This is a genomic window from Intestinimonas massiliensis (ex Afouda et al. 2020) (assembly GCF_001244995.1).
In the GTDB taxonomy this organism is placed as follows: domain Bacteria; phylum Bacillota; class Clostridia; order Oscillospirales; family Oscillospiraceae; genus Intestinimonas; species Intestinimonas massiliensis.
Genome location: NZ_LN869529.1, coordinates 1621748 through 1639523 on the forward strand (window position 1 = coordinate 1621748; position 17776 = coordinate 1639523).

Consider the following 17776-nt stretch of genomic DNA (forward strand, 5'->3'; position numbering starts at 1 on the left):
AAGAGATCGGATTTCAATCCCTCTGCATCCCAAGATTAAAGGAGTGTATTTCAATGGCAAATGAAATGTTTTGCTTCCAGTGTGAACAGACGGCCGGGTGCGCAGGCTGTACCGGCCGGGCAGGCGTCTGCGGCAAGACCGCTGCCGTCGCCAACGCCCAGGATGACCTCACCCGGGCACTGATCGGCCTGTCCCTGGACCTGGCCGGCCAGACTCCCAGCGACGAGCAGCGGCGCGTTATGCTGGAAGGCCTGTTTACCACCGTGACCAATGTCAGCTTCGACGGGGTGAGCGTAGCGGCCCTGACCAGCCGGGTCAACGCCCTGCGCACCGGGGCCTCCGGGACGGACTGCGCCGCCTCCGGCGAGCCCCTGCGGCTGTGGACGGAGGATGAGGACGTCCGCTCCCTCAAATCCCTCATCCTCTTCGGACTGCGCGGTATGGCGGCCTACGCCTACCATGCGCGGATGCTGGGCTACCTGGACGAGCAGGTGGACGCCTTCTTTTTTGAGGGCCTGCGGGCCGTGGGCGACCGGGAGGCCGGCATGGAGGAGTTGCTGCCCGTGGTCATGAAGGTGGGAGAGATCAACCTGAAGTGCATGGCCCTGCTGGACCGGGCCAACACCGGGAGCTACGGCGTCCCCACGCCCACCACGGTGCCTCTGACCGTGGAGAAGGGCCCCTTTATCGTGGTGACCGGCCACGATCTGAAGGACCTGGAGCTGCTTTTGGAGCAGACACGGGACAAAGGGATCCATGTCTATACCCACGGCGAGATGCTGCCCGCTCACGCCTACCCGAGGCTGCACGCTTACCCCCATCTGAAGGGCAACTTCGGCACCGCGTGGCAGAACCAGCAGAAGGAATTTGCTGACCTGCCCGCCCCCATCCTGTTTACCACCAACTGCCTGATGCCCCCCAAGCCCAGCTACGCCGACCGGGTCTTTACCACGGAGGTGGTGGCCTTCCCCGATGTCGTCCATATCGGGGAGGACAAGGACTTCACTCCGGTCATCGAAAAGGCGCTGGCCCTGGGCGGTTATCCCACGGACCAGGTGTTTACCGGCATCAACGGCGGCACCCAGGTGGTCACCGGCTTCAGCCACGGCGCGATCCTCTCTCTGGCCGACCAGGTGGTGGAGGCCGTGAAAAGCGGCGCCATCCGGCACTTTTTCCTGGTAGCGGGCTGCGACGGGGCCAAGCCCGGGCGCAACTACTACACCGACTTCGTCCGCCAGACGCCCCCCGACACGGTGGTGCTGACCCTGGCCTGCGGCAAATACCGCTTCAACGATCTGGACCTGGGCTCCATCGGCGGGTTGCCCCGCCTCATGGACATGGGCCAGTGCAACGACGCCTACGGCGCCATTCAGGTAGCGGTGGCCCTGGCCGACGCCTTTGGCTGCGGCGTCAACGACCTGCCGCTGTCCTACGTGCTCTCCTGGTATGAGCAGAAGGCTGTCTGTATCCTGCTGACCCTGCTGCACCTGGGCATCCGCAACATCCGCCTAGGCCCCTCCCTCCCCGCCTTCCTCTCTCCCAACGTGCTCAACTACCTGGTGGAGCAGTTCGGTATCGCCCCCATCACCACGCCGGAGGCCGACCTGAACACCCTGCTGAGCTGACCTTTGCACATACATCCGTCCATCAAAAGAGGGCGGCCTCATCGGAGGCCGCCCTCTTCTTCCGTTTGACCGCACGAAAATTTTTCCAAAAGTAGTTGACAGTTAAATTCCCCTATGTTAATATGAAAACAGGAAAAATAATGATTCTTATTATTAATTATCTGTAAACCCCGGTCTCTCCTCCGCCTGCACCTGTCCTTCCCTTCCACCCATCTTATATCAAAGGAGGCAATCACATGTTTTTCAAGACCACAGACGCGCATGAGGCCCTGCGGGCCAAGGTCCGGCAGTTTGCGGAAAACGAGGTCAAGCCCATCGCTTTCCTGCTGGACCAGCAGAACGAGTTCCCGGATGAGGCCGTGAAGAAGCTGGCCGAGCTGGGGCTCATGGGCATCCCCTACCCCAAGGAATACGGCGGAGCCGGCCTGGACGTGCTGAGCTACGCCATCGCCGTGGAGGAGCTTTCCCGGGTGGACGGCGGCACCGGCGTCATTCTGTCCGCCCACGTGTCCCTGGGTTCCTGGCCCATCTTTGCCTACGGCACCGAGGAGCAGAAGCAGAAATACCTGGTGCCCTTGGTCAAGGGCGAGAAGATCGGCGCCTTTGGCCTCACCGAGCCCAACGCCGGCTCCGACGCCGGCGGCACCGAGACCACCGCCGTCCTCAAGGGGGATCACTACGTCCTCAACGGCGGCAAGATCTTCATCACCAACGCCCCCAAGGCGGACACCTATGTGGTTTTTGCCGTCACCACGCCGGACATCGGCACCCGGGGCATCTCGGCCTTCATCGTGGAAAAGGGCTGGAAGGGCTTCGAATTCGGCGACCACTACGACAAGATGGGCATCCGCTCCTCCTCCACCGCCGAGCTCATCTTCAACGACGTGAAGGTACCCCGAGAGAACCTGCTGGGCAAGGAGGGGGACGGCTTCAAGATCGCCATGTCCACCCTGGACGGCGGCCGCATCGGCATCGCCTCCCAGGCGCTGGGGATCGCACAGGGCGCCTATGAAAACGCCCTGGAGTACGCCCGGGAGCGCATCCAGTTTGGCAAGCCCGTGGGTTTCCAGCAGGCCATCTCCTTCAAGCTGGCCGACATGGCCACCAAGCTGCGCTGCGCCCGGATGCTGGTCTACTCCGCCGCCGAGCTGAAGGAACACCATGAGAGCTACGCCATGGAGGCCGCCATGGCCAAGATGTACGCCTCCGACATCGCCTTGGAGGTCACCAACGACGCCATGCAGATTTACGGCGGCGCGGGCTTCATGAAGGGAATGGACGTGGAGCGGGCCTACCGCGACGCCAAGATCACCACCATCTACGAGGGCACCAACGAGATCCAGCGGGTGGTCATCGCCTCCCATATCCTGGGCAAGCCCCCCAAGAGCGAGGGCGGCTCCTCCAGCCGCCCCAAGAAGCCCGCCCCCGTCACCGGGGTGCGCAAGAAGCTGATCCTCCGGGACGGCACCCCCGCCGAGCAGGTGGCCGCTCTGGTGGAGCACCTGAAAAAGGACGGCCACGACTTTGCCGTGGGCATCCCCCTGGACACCCCCATCCCTCAGGCGGAGCGGGTGGTCTCCGCGGGCAAGGGCATCGGCGAGAAGAAGAACATGAAGCTTGTTGAGGCCCTGGCCAAGGCCGCCGGCGCCGCAGTGGGCTCCTCCCGCCCGGTGGCCGAGACCCTCAAATACGTCCCCCTGGACCGCTATGTGGGCATGTCCGGCCAGAAATTTACCGGGAACCTCTACATCGCCTGCGGCATCTCCGGTGCCATCCAGCACCTGAAGGGCATCCGGGACGCCTCCACCATCGTGGCTGTCAACAAGAACGCCGGCGCCCCCATCTTCAAGAACTGCGACTACGGCATCGTGGGGGATGTGAACGAAATCCTGCCGCTGCTCACCGCCGCGCTGGACTGCGGCGAGAAGCAGCCCGCGCCCCCCATGGTCAAGATGAAGCGGCCCCAGCCCCCCAAGCCCGAGCCCATCGGCAAGCGGTACGTCTGTGGCGGCTGCGGCTATGAGTACATCCCCGAGCTGGGCGACGAGGACGCCGAGATCGCCCCCGGCACCCTGTTCGAAAAGCTGCCCGAGGACTGGGTCTGTCCCGAGTGCGCCGAGGGCAAAGATCAGTTCATCGAAGCGTAACGTCTGGAAGGAGGAAGAATTATGCATTGCGTGAGAACCGTCACCGACCACCTCTACTGGGTGGGCGCCAACGACCATCGTCTCCACCTGTTTGAGAACATCCACCCCATTCCCCGGGGAGTCTCCTACAACGCCTACCTCCTGCTGGATGAGAAGAGCGTCCTCTTCGACACGGTGGACTGGTCCGCCTGCCGCCAGCTCCTGGAGAACATCGCCTATCTGCTGGACGGCAAGCCCCTGGACTATTTGGTCATCAACCACATGGAGCCCGACCACGGCGCCTCCATCGAGGAGATCCTCCTGCGCTATCCCCAGGTGAAGATCATCTCCACCGAAAAGGCCTTCCTGCTCATGCGGCAGTTCGGCTTCCATGTGGACGGCCACGAGTGCATCGAGGTGAAGGAGGGCGACACCTACACCTTCGGCGCTCACACCGTCACCTTTGTGGCCGCTCCCATGGTCCACTGGCCCGAAGCCATGGTCACCTTTGACGTGACCAACGGCGCCCTCTTCTCCGCCGACGCCTTCGGTTCCTTCATTGCTCTGGACGGCAAGCTCTTTGCCGACGAGGTCAACTTTGACCGGGACTGGATCGACGAGGCGAGAAGGTATCTCACCAACATCGTGGGCAAGTACGGCCCCCACATCCAGCTTCTGCTGAAAAAGGCCGGCGGCATCCTGGACCAGATCAAATTTATCTGTCCCCTCCATGGCCCTGTGTGGCGAAAGGATTTTCTGTACTTCATCGACAAGTACGACAAGTGGAGCCGCTATGAGCCCGAGGTCCAGGGCGTAATGCTGGCCTACGCCTCTATGTACGGCAACACCGAGGCCGCCGCCCAGGCCCTGGCCGCCAAGCTGTGCGAGCGCGGCGTCACCGACGTGGCCCTGTACGACGTATCCAACACCCATGTGTCCTACCTCATCTCCGAGGCCTTCAAATACAGCCACATCGTCCTGGCTTCGGTGACCTACAATCTGGGCATCTATCCCGTCATGCACAACCTGCTGATGGACATGAAGGCCCTGAACCTGCAAAACCGCACCTTTGCCCTCATTGAAAACGGCTCCTGGGCCTGCAAGTCCGGCGACCTGATGCAGAAGTTCATCGACGAGGAGCTGAAGAACATGACCGTCCTCAACGAACGGCTCACTCTGGCCTCTTCTCTCCACGAGAGCAAGGCCGCCGAGCTGGACGCCCTGGCCGACGCCATCGTGGAGTCCATGAAATAACCCCTTTCATGTCGCTCCATTCCACAAAGCGGAAGGGGCCGGATGCACACGCATCCGGCCCCTTCCATTGTCCCCACTCAGCCCAGCAGGCCGGTGAGCTCCTCATATTCCTCCCGGGTCAGCTTGTCCGCGGCGAAGAAGACATCCAGCTTCTCCCCCAGGCCCTGGGTCTGGCCCCGTTCCATGAGGCGCTTTAACGTCCGATACAGCATCTCTCGTCCTCCCCTCTTCTCTTATTCTGCCGTAAGCCCCAGCTCCAGCAGCGTCAGCCGGTACTCGTGGTCCACCAGCAGGGCGTCGGCGTCCTCCTGCGGCGTGGGCGCATCCAGCTCCTCCGGCCGCCGGACGGCCGTGAGGGCGGTCAGAACGCCGTCCTCCAGCGTCAGCTCACAGGAGCCGCCGCAGGCGAACGCCTGCTCCGCCAGGTGCTCGGGCACCTCTGCCCACCCCTCTCCCATCCAGTTGGATGTGCGGTGAGACTGCCGCTCTACCGGATGGACGCCGTTGACCGGCTCCAGCTTGATGATGGTCATCGTTCTCCCCTCCCGCCCCTGCCGGGCCGGACGGAGGAATGGGACGGACACGTACACCTCCGGTCCAAAAGAAGCAACAAAGGGCCCGCCGGACGGCGGGCCCTTTGCGTTTGGAAAGAGAGAGAGGAGGAGTGAGAGGTGTAATTGAATGTATATATGAACACAGCACACTGTGTTGCATCCGGCTTTGCGCTTCTGTTCTGTTGTGATTACAGGATACCACACCCGCCGGGGAAAAGATTGGATAGACTTTGAACGAGTTGTAAAAAACCTGTGAATAAAATGGCTGATGCAAAAACGCCCGCCGGCTTGCCGGCGGGCATCCATCAGATTTTTTCCGCGATCTGCTTCAGACAGCGGGTGAGGGTAGCGGCTTCCTCCCGGGAGAAGTCCCGCAGCACCTCCTCGTTCAGCTCCTGGATGATCTGCAGCACCGGCTCTTCCAGCGCGGCGCCCATGGGGGTGATGACCACCTGCACGCAGCGGCGGTCATTGGGGTCCACCACCCGGTCAATCAGCCCCTTCTTCTGCATCCGGTCCAGCACACCGGAGATCGTGGAGGTCTCTAATCCGAGGATCTGCGCCATCTCCTTGGGGTTCACGGCCTCCTTGCGCCAAAGGCAGTTGAGCACACCATACTGACCCGGCGTGATGCCGTAGGGCGCCAGCTTGGAGGACAAAAGCTGAAACACCTGATGCTGCGCCGTTGTCAGCAAATAATTGATACACTCTCTGATATCCATGCAATACCGCCTTCCAACGCTCGGCTCCGGTCCGGACCACCCGTGCCGGCCTCTCTCCTGATCCATGTGTAAACGATAAAAGCGGCGCCCGGTCCCCGCAGGCCCTGCAGGCCGGCGGGCATAGGCCCGTCGGCACGGTGCGGGCCGATGGCTGAATCGGTGATTGTCTCCCTGTCCGGTGCCGCGCTCTGGTCTTTGGGGGAAAAGTGGCGGCCGGAGTCAGGCCCGGGCTTGGGCAGCCACAAGTCGTCCTCTCACAAAATATTTTTGCACGAGAACTTCTCTAGGGTATAATACCCTTTCTTCCCCTTTTTGTCAATCGCAAACACCGGAAAAAATGTTCTGCCCCTCCCGCGGCGCGGGCGTTCCGACAACAGGGACTGCGGCCTTCTGGAGGGCGGCAAAGTAGTCGCAGATGAACTCCCGGAGCTTGTTGGAGGCATAGGATTGGTAGCACTCCTTGCGGTGAATGACGGCAATTTCCCAGGGAAGACTCTGTTCAAGCGAAAGCACGGCCAATTCATCGGTGCGGTATCTCTGAATCACAGGGCCCGGCATGACTGCCACGCAGTCGCTGGAGGCCAGCAGTTCCGCTGTGAAGTGCGGCATCAAACTTTTATAGGCTACATGTGGATAGAAATTATGTTCTTCGCACAAATGGATGAATTGGTCATGCAGCGTGGCTGTGTCACCAAATGTAATAAACCGCTCTTCTTTTAGTTCCCGAATATGGACCTGGCCGCAGCCGGCCAGCCGGTGTCCCTTGCCCACCATCAGCCGGACCTGATCCCGTACCACCACCGTGGTCTCGAATTGGGAGGAATGCTCGACAGGCAGCATAACCATTCCCAAATCCGCCTGGTTGGACAGTACGGCTTTTACGACTAGCTTAGAGCCCTCCTCCACAATATTAATGTCAATACCGGGAAATTTATTTCGAAACTGCGCCAGCAGCGGAGCAAAATACATATCCAGCAGCACCCCCGGCGTGCTCAGGCGTACCTCGCCGCTGCGAACCGATCTGACATCGTCAATGGTCCGGTATAAATCATTGTAGCGCAATAGCAGGTCCTGGGCCTGAAGGTAGAACGCCTCCCCCACGTCAGTCAGCCGGAAGCTCTTGCTAGTCCGCTCAATCAGCTTAGCATCCAGCTCCTCTTCCAATTGTTTGATCACCCGGGTCAGCATGGGCTGGGTAATATAAAGCTGCTCTGCGGCCCGAGTAAAGCTCTTGTTTCGGGCAATTTCCACGAAATACCTTAGATGATGAATTTCCACGGAAAACCTCCTATCGTAACCGAACCAACGTGCTTCTTCCCCTAAAATGTATTGTATAAGAAAAGCTTTCACTTGACGAGCAACAAAACGACCAAAATTATTTTGCATTTTTTTGAGCTTTATCCAAAACCATAACCTGGATGCATCGTCCCATACACCTCAGTAATAATTATGTGATTTATGCACAATTATTTTTGAATGCTTTTTGTATTTTTGTATTATCTATTATTTTCAGTTATGGACTGCCATACAAAAGGGCATTTTACAAAATTACGCTTTCCCGTGTATGCTTTAACCGTCAATCTCCCCCTCAGGTTTCTTCCAATATCGAAACGCACCTAGGCAAAACCCAGGAGAAAGGATGATGCACATGGTAAAAACGATGACGGCCACCGAAGCAGTCCATACTTATATGAAAGACGGCCATACTTTGGCCTTTGCGGGGTTCGTTGGCGCCGTACACGCAGAGGAGATCAGTAAGGCCATTCAGGAATCCTACCTCAGCAGCGGACACCCCAAGGACCTGACCCTTCTCTACGCGGCTGGTCAAGGCGACGGCAAGGAGCGGCAGCTCAATCACCTGGGGGAGGAGGGTCTCGTCACAAAGGTAATCGGCGGTCATTGGGGACTTCAGCCCCGGCTTCAGAAGCTTGCGTTGGAAAATAAATTGGCCGCCTACAACCTTCCGCAAGGCGTTATTTCTCAAATGTTCCGGGATATCGCCGCCGGTAAGCCCGGCGTAATCACGCATGTTGGCCTCAAGACATTTGTAGACCCCCGGCTGGAGGGCGGCAAGCTGAATGACAAAGCCCGTGAGGCTGGCGACATCGTAGAGGTCGTGCACCTCCGCGGCGAAGAAAAGTTATTTTATCACTCTCACCCCATTGACGTGGCCGTCATCCGTGCCACCTATGCCGATACGAAGGGCAACTGCACCCTTCAGCGAGAGGGCGTAATCGGTGAGGCGCTGTCCATCGCGCAGGCTGCCAAGAACTCCGGCGGCAAGGTCATCGTCCAGGTGGAGCAAGTGGTGGATTACGGCAGTATTGACACCCGTCTCATTAAGATTCCCGGTATCTATGTCGACGCCATCGTAGTAGCCGCAGCCGAAAACCACATGCAGACCAATGGCTCGTTCTATAACCCGGCCTACAGCGGGGAAATCCGTGTACCCGTTGATTCACTGCCGCCCCTGCCCATGGGTGAGCGCAAGATCATCGCCCGCCGGGCCGCCATGGAGCTGGTCCCCCACGCCGTGACCAATCTGGGCATCGGAATGCCGGAAGGCGTGGCGGCGGTGGCCGCCGAGGAGGGGCTGGAGGGCATGGTCCTCACCACCGAGGCCGGAACCATCGGGGGCATTCCCGCTGGGGGCGGAGACTTCGGCGTCACCACCAATCCTGACTGCGTGCTAGATGAACCCTATCAATTTGATTTCTACGACGGAGGCGGCCTGGACGTGGCCTTCCTGGGTCTGGCCCAAATGGACGCGCAGGGCAATGTCAACGTCAGCAAATTCGGCCCCAAAATTGCCGGATGCGGCGGCTTTATCAATATCACGCAAAACGCCAAAAAGGTTGTCTACTGCGGCACCTTCACGGCCGGCGGCCTGAAGGTGGGTGTGGAGGACGGCAGGCTGCTCATTCATCAGGAGGGCAAGGTAAAGAAGCTGATCCCTGCTGTGGAGCAGATCACCTTTTCCGGCCAGTACGCCGTAGAGAAGGGCCAGCCGGTACTTTACATCACCGAGCGGGCGGTCTTTGAACTGACCTGGGAGGGCGTGGTGCTCAAGGAAATCGCCCCCGGCGTGGACCTGCGGCGGGACATCCTGGAGCAGATGGATTTTGAGCCCATTGTAAATTATGTGGAGCTCATGGACGAGCGTATCTTCCGGGATGCGCCCATGGGGCTGACCTTCTAAACTGGCAAACCGGAGAGAGTACCCGCGTAGCCGCCAGGGGGCCTGCGCGGGAATAAAGAAATAGGAGGAACGTACTTATGGCATTATCTCTGTTTGGTATTATTTTGGGCTTGGTCCTGCTGATGTTCCTGGCCTATAAGGGCTGTTCCATCATCTGGGTCGCCCCTGTCTGCGCCGTGGTGGTGGCCGTTCTGGGCGGTTACAGCATTCTGGACGCCTATATCGGCGACTATATGGCCGGCATGGCCAACTATGTGCTTCAGTGGTTCCCCGCCTTCTTCCTGGGCGCGGTCTACGGCAAGCTGATGGACATGACCGGCTCCGCCCGGAGCCTGGCCGACGCCATTGTACGGCTCATCGGGCCCAAGTTCGCCGTGGCCGCCGTTGTCATTCCCTGCCTGCTGATGACCTATGGCGGCATCTCTCTGTTCGTGGTGGTCTTTGTTATCTATCCCATGGGCTACGCCATCTATCGGGCCGCCGATCTGCCCCGCACCCTGCTGCCCGGCGCCATCGCTACCGGCGCCTTCGGCATCACCATGACCGCCGTCCCCGGTACGCCCCAGATTCAGAACATGATCCCCACTACTTACTACGGCACCACCCCCATGGCCGCTCCGCTGATGTCCATCGTGGCCTGCATCGTGATGTTCGTTCCCGCCTACATATATCTGGAGTGGCGGGTCCGCCAGTGCCGGAAGAAGGGGCTCCACTTTACGCCCGACCCCAAGCACGTGGAGGTGGACCACAGCGCCAAGAACCTGCCCTCCTGGCACTGGCTGGCCGGTATCGTTCCTCTGATCGTCGTGGTCCTCATGCTCAACCTGTTCCCCAAGCTTCTGCTGAACGCCACCGGCATTAATCTGGCCTCCAACTATTCCATCGTGATCGCCCTGGTCTGCGGCATCATCATTTGTTGCCTGATGAACCTGAATCAGGTCAAAACGCTCATTCCCGCCATCAATGATGGCGCCAACGGCTCCATGGGCGCCATCATGAACACCGCCTGCGCCGTGGGCTTCGGCTCTGTGGTCAAGGTCATGTCGGGCTTTGAACTGCTCAAAAACGCCATGCTGAATATGCCCGGCTCCATTCTCTTTTCCGAGGCCGTGGCTGTCAACGTGCTGGCCGGCGCCACCGGCTCCGCCTCCGGCGGCATGTCCATCGCTCTGGAGGCCCTGGCCCCCCGCTATCTGGAGATCGCCCATTCCATCGGCCTAAACCCGGAGCTTCTGCACCGCATCGCTTCCATCTCCTCCGGCGGTCTGGACACCCTGCCCCACAACGGCGCGGTCCTGACCCTGCTGGCCGTGTCCAACTGCACCCACAAGGAATCCTATATCGACATCTGCGTCACCACCTGTATTATCCCGGTAATCGCCTCCCTGCTGCTGGCCCTGGTCTGGGGCGTGTTCCTGTAAGCCCGTCCGGGACCATAAAGTTCCCCCTTGCTTGGCTGGGCGGACCAACTCCCCGGTCCGCCCGCCACATATCAATGTATCTTCTCTTTTTATACAAGCTCTCCCTTTTCCCATATTCCCTTTTCCCACACAACTCAATAAGAAAGGAGGTTTTCTATGACCATTCATGAGTTGAGGGTCGGTGAGAGCGCCAGCCGCTCCAAGACCATCACTGAGACCGATGTCTACCTCTTCGCCGGCATCACCGGCGACCTGAACCCCGCCCACGTCAACGAGCAGACTGCCAGCCTGACTCCCTTCGGCGGCCGCATCGCCCATGGCATTTTGTCCGCCGGACTGATTTCCGCCGTTCTGGGCATGCAGTTCCCCGGCCCCGGCACCATCTACCTGGGCCAGGAGCTGAAGTTCACCAAGCCCGTCCGTTTTGGCGACACTGTCACCGCCACCTGCACGGTGTCCGAACTTCTCCCCGAAAAGAACATCGCCAAGCTGGATACTATTTGCACCAACCAGCGGGGCGAGGTCGTAGTCAAGGGCATGGCCACCGTCATGCCGCCCAAAGATTGATTTCCCCTCCGCAAATGAGCCATCCGGGCGAGACCTTCTCAGGTCCCGCCCGGATGGCTCATTTATTCCCGCCGTCTCAGCCGTTAAAAATGCCGCCCCTTATATCATAAAAAAGGCGTCCGGGCCGCCAGCGGCCGGACGTCCTTTTTCCATTCTGTCGTCACACCGTAAGTACGTTGACCCCCGCCCTCTCCAGCATATGCTGGTCGGCCGGCTTGATGTCGGTGTCGGTAATGAGGGTATGCAGGTGGTCCAGGGGGAACACCGACGCTACCGCGCTGCCGCCGATCTTGTCGGAGGTGGTCAGCACGATCATCTTGCCGGCCGATTCGGACATGGAGCGCACCACCTCCGCCCGGAACAGGTTGATGGTGGACACGCCCTTCTCTTCGCTGATGGCATCGGCGCCGATGAAACACTTGTCCACCGAGAACTGGCTCAGGCCCAGCTTGGTGAGCGGCCCCACATTGGCCTCGGCGTCGTGCTGGAAGGAGCCGCCCAGCAGCACCACATCCAGCGAGGAGCAGGCCCGCACGAAGTTGCACAGGAACACGGAGTTGGTAATGATGGTGATGCCCCGCTTGGTGGCCAGCTCCCGGGCCAGCAGGGAGCAGGTGGAGCCCGTCTCGATGATGATGGTCTCCCCGTCGCTGACCAGACCGGCCGCCCGCTGGACGATGCGCTGCTTTTTCTCATAATTGTTCCACATGCGGGTGGAGGTATCATAGCCGTTGTCCACCGCCACCGCCCCGCCGTGGGTCCGCTTCAGGACGCCCTGGTCCTCCAGCTTTTTCAGATCCTGCCGCACCGTCACCAGGGAGACGCCAAATTCCGCGGTGAGCTCGCTGACGCTGACCTTCTCCTGGCTCTGAAGCAGGGAGATGATCCGCAATTGTCTCTCATTAAACACTTTGAATGCCTCCAAGCTGTCGTTACGCGCTGATCGGATTTTCGTTGCAAAGCTGTTCTTTATATAATAGCCTATTTTTCCGAAAAGTGCAAGAAGGAATCTGAGCAAGTTCAAGAACCCCCTCCTTTTCCGGCAGAAAGAAGGCACTTGCGCCCGCCGCGCCCTTGTACTATACTAATAACACTGCATTTTTACCCACGATCGACATGAAAGGGTGATCCTGTTGGAACAATCGCGCATCCGTGAGCTGGAGGTCCTGGCGGCCAGGGCCAGGCTTCTGGCGGTTGACATGGTGCACACGGCCAATTCCGGCCACATCGGCGGCTCGCTGTCCGCCATGGACCTGCTGACCGTGCTGTACTTCCACACCATGCGGGTGGACCCCGCCCATCCCCACGACCCCGACCGGGACCGTTTTGTCCTGTCCAAAGGCCACTGCACCCCCGCCCTGTACCCCATTCTCTCCCTGCGGGGCTTCTTCCCCCAGGAGGAGCTGAAGCTCTTCCGTTCCATCGAAGGCCACCTGTCCGGCCACGCCGAGATGCGTCACGTCAAGGGCGTGGACATGTCCACCGGCTCGCTGGGCCAGGGGCTGTCCGCCGCCGTGGGCATGGCCCTGGCGGGCAGGCTGGACGGCCGGGACTACCGGGTCTATGCCCTGCTGGGCGACGGCGAGCTGGCCGAGGGCCAGGTGTGGGAGGCCGCCATGTCTGCGGCCAAGTACAAGCTGGACAACCTGTGCGCCTTCGTGGATCTGAACGGTCTGCAGATCGACGGTAAGACCGCCGACGTGATGCCCACCGCTCCGGTGGACAAAAAGTTTGAGGCCTTCAACTGGAACGTGCTGACGGTGGACGGCCACGACTGCGCCGCCGTGGCCGACGCGCTGGAGCAGGCCAAGGCCGCCCAGGGCAGGCCCACCGTCATCCTGGCCCGCACCGTGAAGGGTAAGGGCGTCTCCTTTATGGAGAACAACGCCGGCTGGCACGGCAAGGCTCCCAACGATGAGCAGTACGAGCAGGCCATAGCCGAGCTGAGGGCCGCTCTGGCCCAACTGGAGGTGAACTGACATGGCAGAGAAGATCGCAACGAGAGCCGCCTACGGCGAGGCCCTGGCCGCCCTGGGGGAGCACTATCCCCAGTTGGTGGTGCTGGACGCCGACCTGTCCGGCTCCACCATGAGTAAGAAGTTCGCCGATAAGTACCCGGAGCGCTTTTTCAACATGGGCATTGCCGAGGCCAACATGACCACCGTGGCCGCCGGCCTGTCCACCTGCGGCAAGAAGGTGTTCACCAATACCTTTGCCATGTTCGCCGCCGGCCGGGCCTTTGAACAGGTCCGCAACTCCATCGCCTATCCCCACCTGAATGTGACGGTGGTGGGCTCCCACGGCGGCCTGTCCGTAGGCGAGGACGGAGCCACCCACCAGTGCTGCGAGGACTACGCCCTCATGCGCAGCCTGCCCGGGATGCTGGTGCTCTCCCCCTGCGACGCTCCCGAGATGCGCCGGGCCGTCCAGGCCCTGCTGGACTACGAGGGTCCCGCCTACCTGCGCCTGGGCCGCCTGGCGGTGGAGTCGGTTACCGACGGAGCGCCCGGCTACCGCTTCGAGCTGGGCAAGGGCGCCGTGCTGCGGGACGGCGGCGACGTCACCGTCATCGCCGCCGGTATGATGGTCCAGATGGCCCTGAAGGCAGCCGAGGCCCTCCAGGCCGAGGGCGTGTCGGTCCGAGTGGTGGATATGCACACCATCAAGCCCCTGGATGAGGCGCTGGTGCTGCGCTGCGCCCGGGAGACCGGCTGCATCGTCACCACCGAGGAGCACAACATCATCGGCGGCCTGGGCGAGGCGGTGGCCGCCTGTGTGTCCGCCGGCTGCCCCGTACCCGTGGTGCGCCACGGCGTGGAGGACGTGTTCGGCCGCTCCGGCAAGGCCGAGCGGGTGCTGGAGCACTTCGGCCTGAGCCCGGAGGGCATCGCCGCCAAGGTCCGCCAGGCCCTGGAGCTCAAAAAATAAAAAATCATGTGCGGCAGGCAAATGCCATCCCTGCATTTGAAACCTGAGAGGCAGTCACAGCATGCAGCAGACTTTACAGCGCGTTGGATTCCTGGCGCTGTCGGCCATCCTTCTCGCGTGGGTGATACAGGCCGGACCCACGGACCGGTCTTCTTCGCCAGTTGCGGATCGGGTCGCGCCCGTAGAATATGCTCAGGGCAAAGGACTGAGTCCGGTCCCCTCCCAAACGGCAGGCCAGGACGCCCCGATTGTGTCCTGGGCGGACGCATCCTTGTGGTATTCCATGGAGGATGGACTGCGCCGGGGCGACGTCTTATCCTCCTATGGCTTTGACGGCGCGGCGCCCTGCTTCCTCTACTGCAATGCCGCACAGCAGACGCAGTTGGAGCTCTATTTTGATGGAGAGACCGGGACAGGTTGCGGTTTCCGCTATGACTGGGACGGGCAGGCAGAACAGCCACAAATCTATGGGTTTGGCTTCCATATGGTGGAGACCTCCTCCGAATGGGACGTATGGGGAAATACCGAACCCTATTCCATGCAATCCGTCTGGGGGACGGATGGATCGGCATTTGTCTCCCATTATCAGGAATCTATGACCTATGCCAGTAGCGGCAAGCCGGAGTGGTCCAATCCACCGGCGTGTCGGAGGGAATTCCTCCGGAGCAGGTCCCGGTAGACGTCCTGACGATCACATTTGCCTATCGGGAGGACGACAGCCCCCAGCCTGCCTATTGTCTCGTTCTGGACTGCGGCCTGGGTCTCTGCCTGCCGACAATGATTTCCTATTCCATTTAAAATCTGTATTTATATGACAGAGAGGTACCGTATGGTCTATCTGGAATCCCCCTCCACCGATCCCTATTTTAACCTGGCGCTGGAGCAGTACGTCTTCGACTGCCTGCCCCGGGACCGGGAATATTTCATGCTCTGGCAGAACGACAACACCATCGTGGTGGGCAAGCACCAGAACACGGCCGAGGAGATCAACGCCGACTTCGTCCGGACGCACGGCATCCGGGTGGTCCGGCGGCTGTCCGGCGGCGGCGCGGTGTACCACGATCTGGGCAACCTGAACTTCACCTTCGTCATGGACGCCGGGGCCGACAGCGCTCTGGATCTGCATCTGTTCTGCCGGCCGGTGGCCCGCGCCCTGCAAAAGCTGGGGGTGGACGCCCAGGTCAACGGCCGCAACGACATCACCATCGACGGCCAGAAGTTCTCCGGCAACGCCCAGTACCGCAAACAGGGCCGCATCATGCACCACGGCACCCTGATGTTCGACTCCGACCTCTCCGTGGTGGCCCAAGCCCTGCAGGTCTCCCAGGACAAGATCGAGTCCAAGGGGATTCCTTCGGTGCGCAGCCGGGTCACCACCATCCGTCCCTATCTCCGGCAGGACGTGTCCCTGGAGCAGTTCAAAGCCCTGCTGCTGGAGGCCATGTTCGAAGGGACGCCCATGGAGCCCTATTCGCTCACCACACAGGACCTGGCCGCCGTCCAGGCGCTGCGGGACAGCCGCTACGCCACCTGGGAGTGGAACTACGGCGCCTCCCCCAAGTGGTCGGTGCGTAAGCGCCGCCGGGTGGAGGGCGTGGGCGTCATCGAGGTCTTTCTGGTGGTGGAGCAGGGGCGCATTGCCGCCGCCGACTTCCGCGGCGATTACTTCTCCGCCGAGGATTCCGGCCCCCTGTCCGCCCGGCTGATGGGCCTGCCTCTGGAGCCCTCCGCCCTGACCGACGCCCTGCGGGACGTGCCGGTGGACCGGTATTTCACCGGCCTGACCGCCGAAGCCCTGGTCTGTATCCTGACCCAATGACCCCTAGACCGGCCCCGGCCGCCCCTTTGGGGCGGCCGGGCTCTTTTTTCGATTTCTCTCCCTCAAATAGTTGCGTATTCACCTATTTGTGCTATACTATTGAGTATTGAATCATCCTCATCCGTTGGGAGTGACACCGTTGTCCATCTTTCATCCGGCCGAAGACAAATTTACCCAGATGACCCAGACCCCCATCCCCAACCTGGTGGCCACGCTGGCTGTCCCCACCATCATCAGCATGCTGGTCACCTCGGTCTACAACATGGCCGATACCTACTTCGTAGGGCAGATCGGTACCAGCGCCACCGCCGCCGTAGGCGTGGCCCTCCCCCTGATGGCCGTCATCCAGGCCATCGGCTTCACCTTCGGCCAGGGCTCGGGCAACACCGTCTCCCGCCTGCTGGGCCAGCAGAAGCGGGAGGAGGCCGAGTCCATGATCTCGGTGGCCTTCTTTTCCGCTTTCCTCTGCGGGCTCGTCCTGGGTGTGCTGGGCACCGTACTCATCGAACCCATGGTGCACTTTCTGGGCGCCACCGACACCAGCGCCCCCTATACCATCGACTATGTCCACTTTATCCTCATCGGCGCGCCCTTCATGGTGTCCTCTCTGGTGCTGAACAACCAGTTTCGCTTCCAGGGCAACGCCGTGTTCGGCATGGTGGGCATCTTCTCCGGCGCCATCGTCAACATCGTGCTGGACCCCATCTTCATCTTCGCGCTGGATCTGGGCACTGGAGGGGCGGCCCTGGCCACCATTCTAAGCCAGTTTCTCAGCTTCTGCCTGCTGGTGGGCGGCACCTTCCGGGGCACCAACATCCCCCTGTCCTTCCGGCAGTTCCGCCCCTCGCTGGACAAGTATCGCATCATCCTCGCCAACGGCCTGCCTTCTTTCTGGCGGCAGGCATTGGCCAGCCTGGCCACTATTCTGCTCAACGTGGCGGGGCGCAACTGCGGCGGCGATACCGTAGTAGCCGCCATGAGCATCGTCTCCCGGGTCACCATGTTCGCCGGCTCGGGCATCATCGGCTTTGGCCAGGGCTACCAGCCGGTGTGCGGCTTTAACTACGGCGCCGGGCTGTACGGCCGGGTACGGGAAGCCTTCCGCTTTTTCTTCCGGGTGGCTCTCATCGCCGCCCTGGCCCTGTCCATCCTGGGCTTCCTCTTCGCCCCCCAGGTGGTGGCCCTCTTCCGCCGGGACGACCCGGAGGTCATATGCATCGGCGCGCTGGCCCTCCGGCTCCAGTGCATCACCTTTCCCCTCATGTCCTGGCTCTTTCCCGCCAGCATGACCCTGCAAACCATCGGCCGCTCCTTCAAGGCCACGGTACTGGCCATGTGCCGCCAGGGGCTCACCTTTGTGCCCCTGATCCTGGTCCTGCCCTATCTGTGGGGGGTATTCGGCATCCAGGCCAGCCAGCCGCTGGCTGACATTCTCACCTTCGCTGTGGCCCTGCCCATGGGTCTGGGCGTCCTGCGGGAGCTCCGGCTGGCGCAGGAAGGAGCCGAGGCCCAGGGGACCGCCTGAATCCTCCGCAAAATTGGAACGGGGCCGCGATAAAAC

16 protein-coding genes are annotated in these 17776 nt (G+C 61.0%); 11 read left to right on the forward strand and 5 right to left on the reverse strand.

Annotated features, from left to right (window positions below; translation table 11 throughout):
• Positions 1–53 precede the first annotated feature (53 nt).
• From hcp to BN2154_RS11690, 3 genes are all read left to right on the forward strand, one after another.
• Positions 54–1625 (forward strand): hydroxylamine reductase, encoded by a 1572-nt coding sequence (hcp, locus tag BN2154_RS11680; protein ID WP_050618938.1) that lies wholly within the window; start codon positions 54–56, stop codon positions 1623–1625.
• Positions 1626–1861: 236 nt separating this feature from the next.
• Positions 1862–3772 (forward strand): acyl-CoA dehydrogenase family protein, encoded by a 1911-nt coding sequence (locus tag BN2154_RS15480; RefSeq protein ID WP_094762497.1) that lies wholly within the window; start codon positions 1862–1864, stop codon positions 3770–3772.
• 21 nt (positions 3773–3793) lie between these two features.
• Positions 3794–5005 carry an FprA family A-type flavoprotein gene (locus tag BN2154_RS11690; RefSeq protein WP_050618939.1) on the forward strand — a complete coding sequence of 404 codons (1212 nt, stop codon included), beginning with the start codon at positions 3794–3796 and terminating at the stop codon, positions 5003–5005.
• Between the two features lie 77 nt (positions 5006–5082).
• On the opposite strand, the gene BN2154_RS16475 is transcribed toward BN2154_RS11690, so the two are convergent.
• The 4 genes from BN2154_RS16475 to BN2154_RS11705 all read right to left on the reverse strand — a co-directional run bounded on the left by BN2154_RS16475 (position 5083) and on the right by BN2154_RS11705 (position 7559).
• On the reverse strand, positions 5083–5217 hold the full coding sequence (locus BN2154_RS16475; protein WP_256319010.1) for a hypothetical protein: 135 nt from the start codon (positions 5215–5217) through the stop codon (positions 5083–5085).
• Positions 5218–5238: 21 nt separating this feature from the next.
• A complete protein-coding gene (locus tag BN2154_RS11695) occupies positions 5239–5538 on the reverse strand; it encodes a hypothetical protein (RefSeq protein WP_050618940.1) in 300 nt (99 codons plus the stop codon).
• A 326-nt stretch (positions 5539–5864) separates the two neighbouring features.
• Positions 5865–6281 carry a MarR family winged helix-turn-helix transcriptional regulator gene (locus tag BN2154_RS11700; protein ID WP_050618941.1) on the reverse strand — a complete coding sequence of 139 codons (417 nt, stop codon included), beginning with the start codon at positions 6279–6281 and terminating at the stop codon, positions 5865–5867.
• A gap of 315 nt (positions 6282–6596) precedes the next feature.
• Positions 6597–7559: a LysR family transcriptional regulator gene (locus tag BN2154_RS11705; protein WP_094762498.1), complete on the reverse strand. Its 963-nt coding sequence runs from the start codon at positions 7557–7559 to the stop codon at positions 6597–6599.
• A 370-nt stretch (positions 7560–7929) separates the two neighbouring features.
• On the opposite strand from BN2154_RS11705, the gene BN2154_RS11710 reads away from it, so the two are divergent.
• The 3 genes from BN2154_RS11710 to BN2154_RS11720 all read left to right on the forward strand — a co-directional run bounded on the left by BN2154_RS11710 (position 7930) and on the right by BN2154_RS11720 (position 11468).
• Positions 7930–9480: an acyl CoA:acetate/3-ketoacid CoA transferase gene (locus BN2154_RS11710; RefSeq protein ID WP_050619630.1), complete on the forward strand. Its 1551-nt coding sequence runs from the start codon at positions 7930–7932 to the stop codon at positions 9478–9480.
• Between the two features lie 77 nt (positions 9481–9557).
• Positions 9558–10901 (forward strand): GntP family permease, encoded by a 1344-nt coding sequence (locus BN2154_RS11715; protein WP_050618942.1) that lies wholly within the window; start codon positions 9558–9560, stop codon positions 10899–10901.
• A gap of 156 nt (positions 10902–11057) precedes the next feature.
• The gene (locus tag BN2154_RS11720) at positions 11058–11468 is read left to right on the forward strand and encodes a MaoC family dehydratase (RefSeq protein ID WP_050618943.1); all 411 of its coding nucleotides are present in this window, start codon (positions 11058–11060) and stop codon (positions 11466–11468) included.
• A 160-nt stretch (positions 11469–11628) separates the two neighbouring features.
• Here BN2154_RS11720 and BN2154_RS11725 read toward each other — a convergent pair whose 3' ends face one another.
• On the reverse strand, positions 11629–12378 hold the full coding sequence (locus BN2154_RS11725; RefSeq protein ID WP_195892350.1) for a DeoR/GlpR family DNA-binding transcription regulator: 750 nt from the start codon (positions 12376–12378) through the stop codon (positions 11629–11631).
• Between the two features lie 223 nt (positions 12379–12601).
• On the opposite strand from BN2154_RS11725, the gene BN2154_RS11730 reads away from it, so the two are divergent.
• The 5 genes from BN2154_RS11730 (at position 12602) to BN2154_RS11750 (ending at position 17740) form a co-directional block, all read left to right on the forward strand.
• The gene (locus BN2154_RS11730) at positions 12602–13447 is read left to right on the forward strand and encodes a transketolase (RefSeq protein WP_050618945.1); all 846 of its coding nucleotides are present in this window, start codon (positions 12602–12604) and stop codon (positions 13445–13447) included.
• A 1-nt stretch (position 13448) separates the two neighbouring features.
• Entirely contained in the window at positions 13449–14396 is a 948-nt protein-coding gene (locus tag BN2154_RS11735) for a transketolase family protein (protein ID WP_050618946.1), read from the forward strand.
• A 250-nt stretch (positions 14397–14646) separates the two neighbouring features.
• The gene (locus BN2154_RS11740; RefSeq protein ID WP_154666691.1) at positions 14647–15075 is read left to right on the forward strand and encodes a hypothetical protein; all 429 of its coding nucleotides are present in this window, start codon (positions 14647–14649) and stop codon (positions 15073–15075) included.
• A gap of 150 nt (positions 15076–15225) precedes the next feature.
• Complete coding sequence (locus BN2154_RS11745; RefSeq protein WP_050618948.1) at positions 15226–16215, forward strand: lipoate--protein ligase; 990 nt, start codon at positions 15226–15228, stop codon at positions 16213–16215.
• Between the two features lie 139 nt (positions 16216–16354).
• Positions 16355–17740, forward strand: a complete 1386-nt coding sequence (locus tag BN2154_RS11750) for an MATE family efflux transporter (RefSeq protein WP_368013995.1) — start codon at positions 16355–16357, stop codon at positions 17738–17740.
• Positions 17741–17776 lie beyond the last annotated feature (36 nt).

Coding starts and splice junctions, on each gene's coding strand:
- BN2154_RS11715 (WP_050618942.1), top strand. CDS start 9,558: ATGGCATTATCTCTGTTTGGTATTATTTTGGGCTTGGTCCTGCTGATG.
- BN2154_RS11690 (WP_050618939.1), top strand. CDS start 3,794: ATGCATTGCGTGAGAACCGTCACCGACCACCTCTACTGGGTGGGCGCC.
- BN2154_RS11720 (WP_050618943.1), top strand. CDS start 11,058: ATGACCATTCATGAGTTGAGGGTCGGTGAGAGCGCCAGCCGCTCCAAG.
- hcp (WP_050618938.1), top strand. CDS start 54: ATGGCAAATGAAATGTTTTGCTTCCAGTGTGAACAGACGGCCGGGTGC.
- BN2154_RS11745 (WP_050618948.1), top strand. CDS start 15,226: ATGGTCTATCTGGAATCCCCCTCCACCGATCCCTATTTTAACCTGGCG.
- BN2154_RS11695 (WP_050618940.1), bottom strand. CDS start 5,538: ATGACCATCATCAAGCTGGAGCCGGTCAACGGCGTCCATCCGGTAGAG.
- BN2154_RS11700 (WP_050618941.1), bottom strand. CDS start 6,281: ATGGATATCAGAGAGTGTATCAATTATTTGCTGACAACGGCGCAGCAT.
- BN2154_RS16475 (WP_256319010.1), bottom strand. CDS start 5,217: ATGCTGTATCGGACGTTAAAGCGCCTCATGGAACGGGGCCAGACCCAG.
- BN2154_RS15480 (WP_094762497.1), top strand. CDS start 1,862: ATGTTTTTCAAGACCACAGACGCGCATGAGGCCCTGCGGGCCAAGGTC.
- BN2154_RS11710 (WP_050619630.1), top strand. CDS start 7,930: ATGGTAAAAACGATGACGGCCACCGAAGCAGTCCATACTTATATGAAA.
- BN2154_RS11735 (WP_050618946.1), top strand. CDS start 13,449: ATGGCAGAGAAGATCGCAACGAGAGCCGCCTACGGCGAGGCCCTGGCC.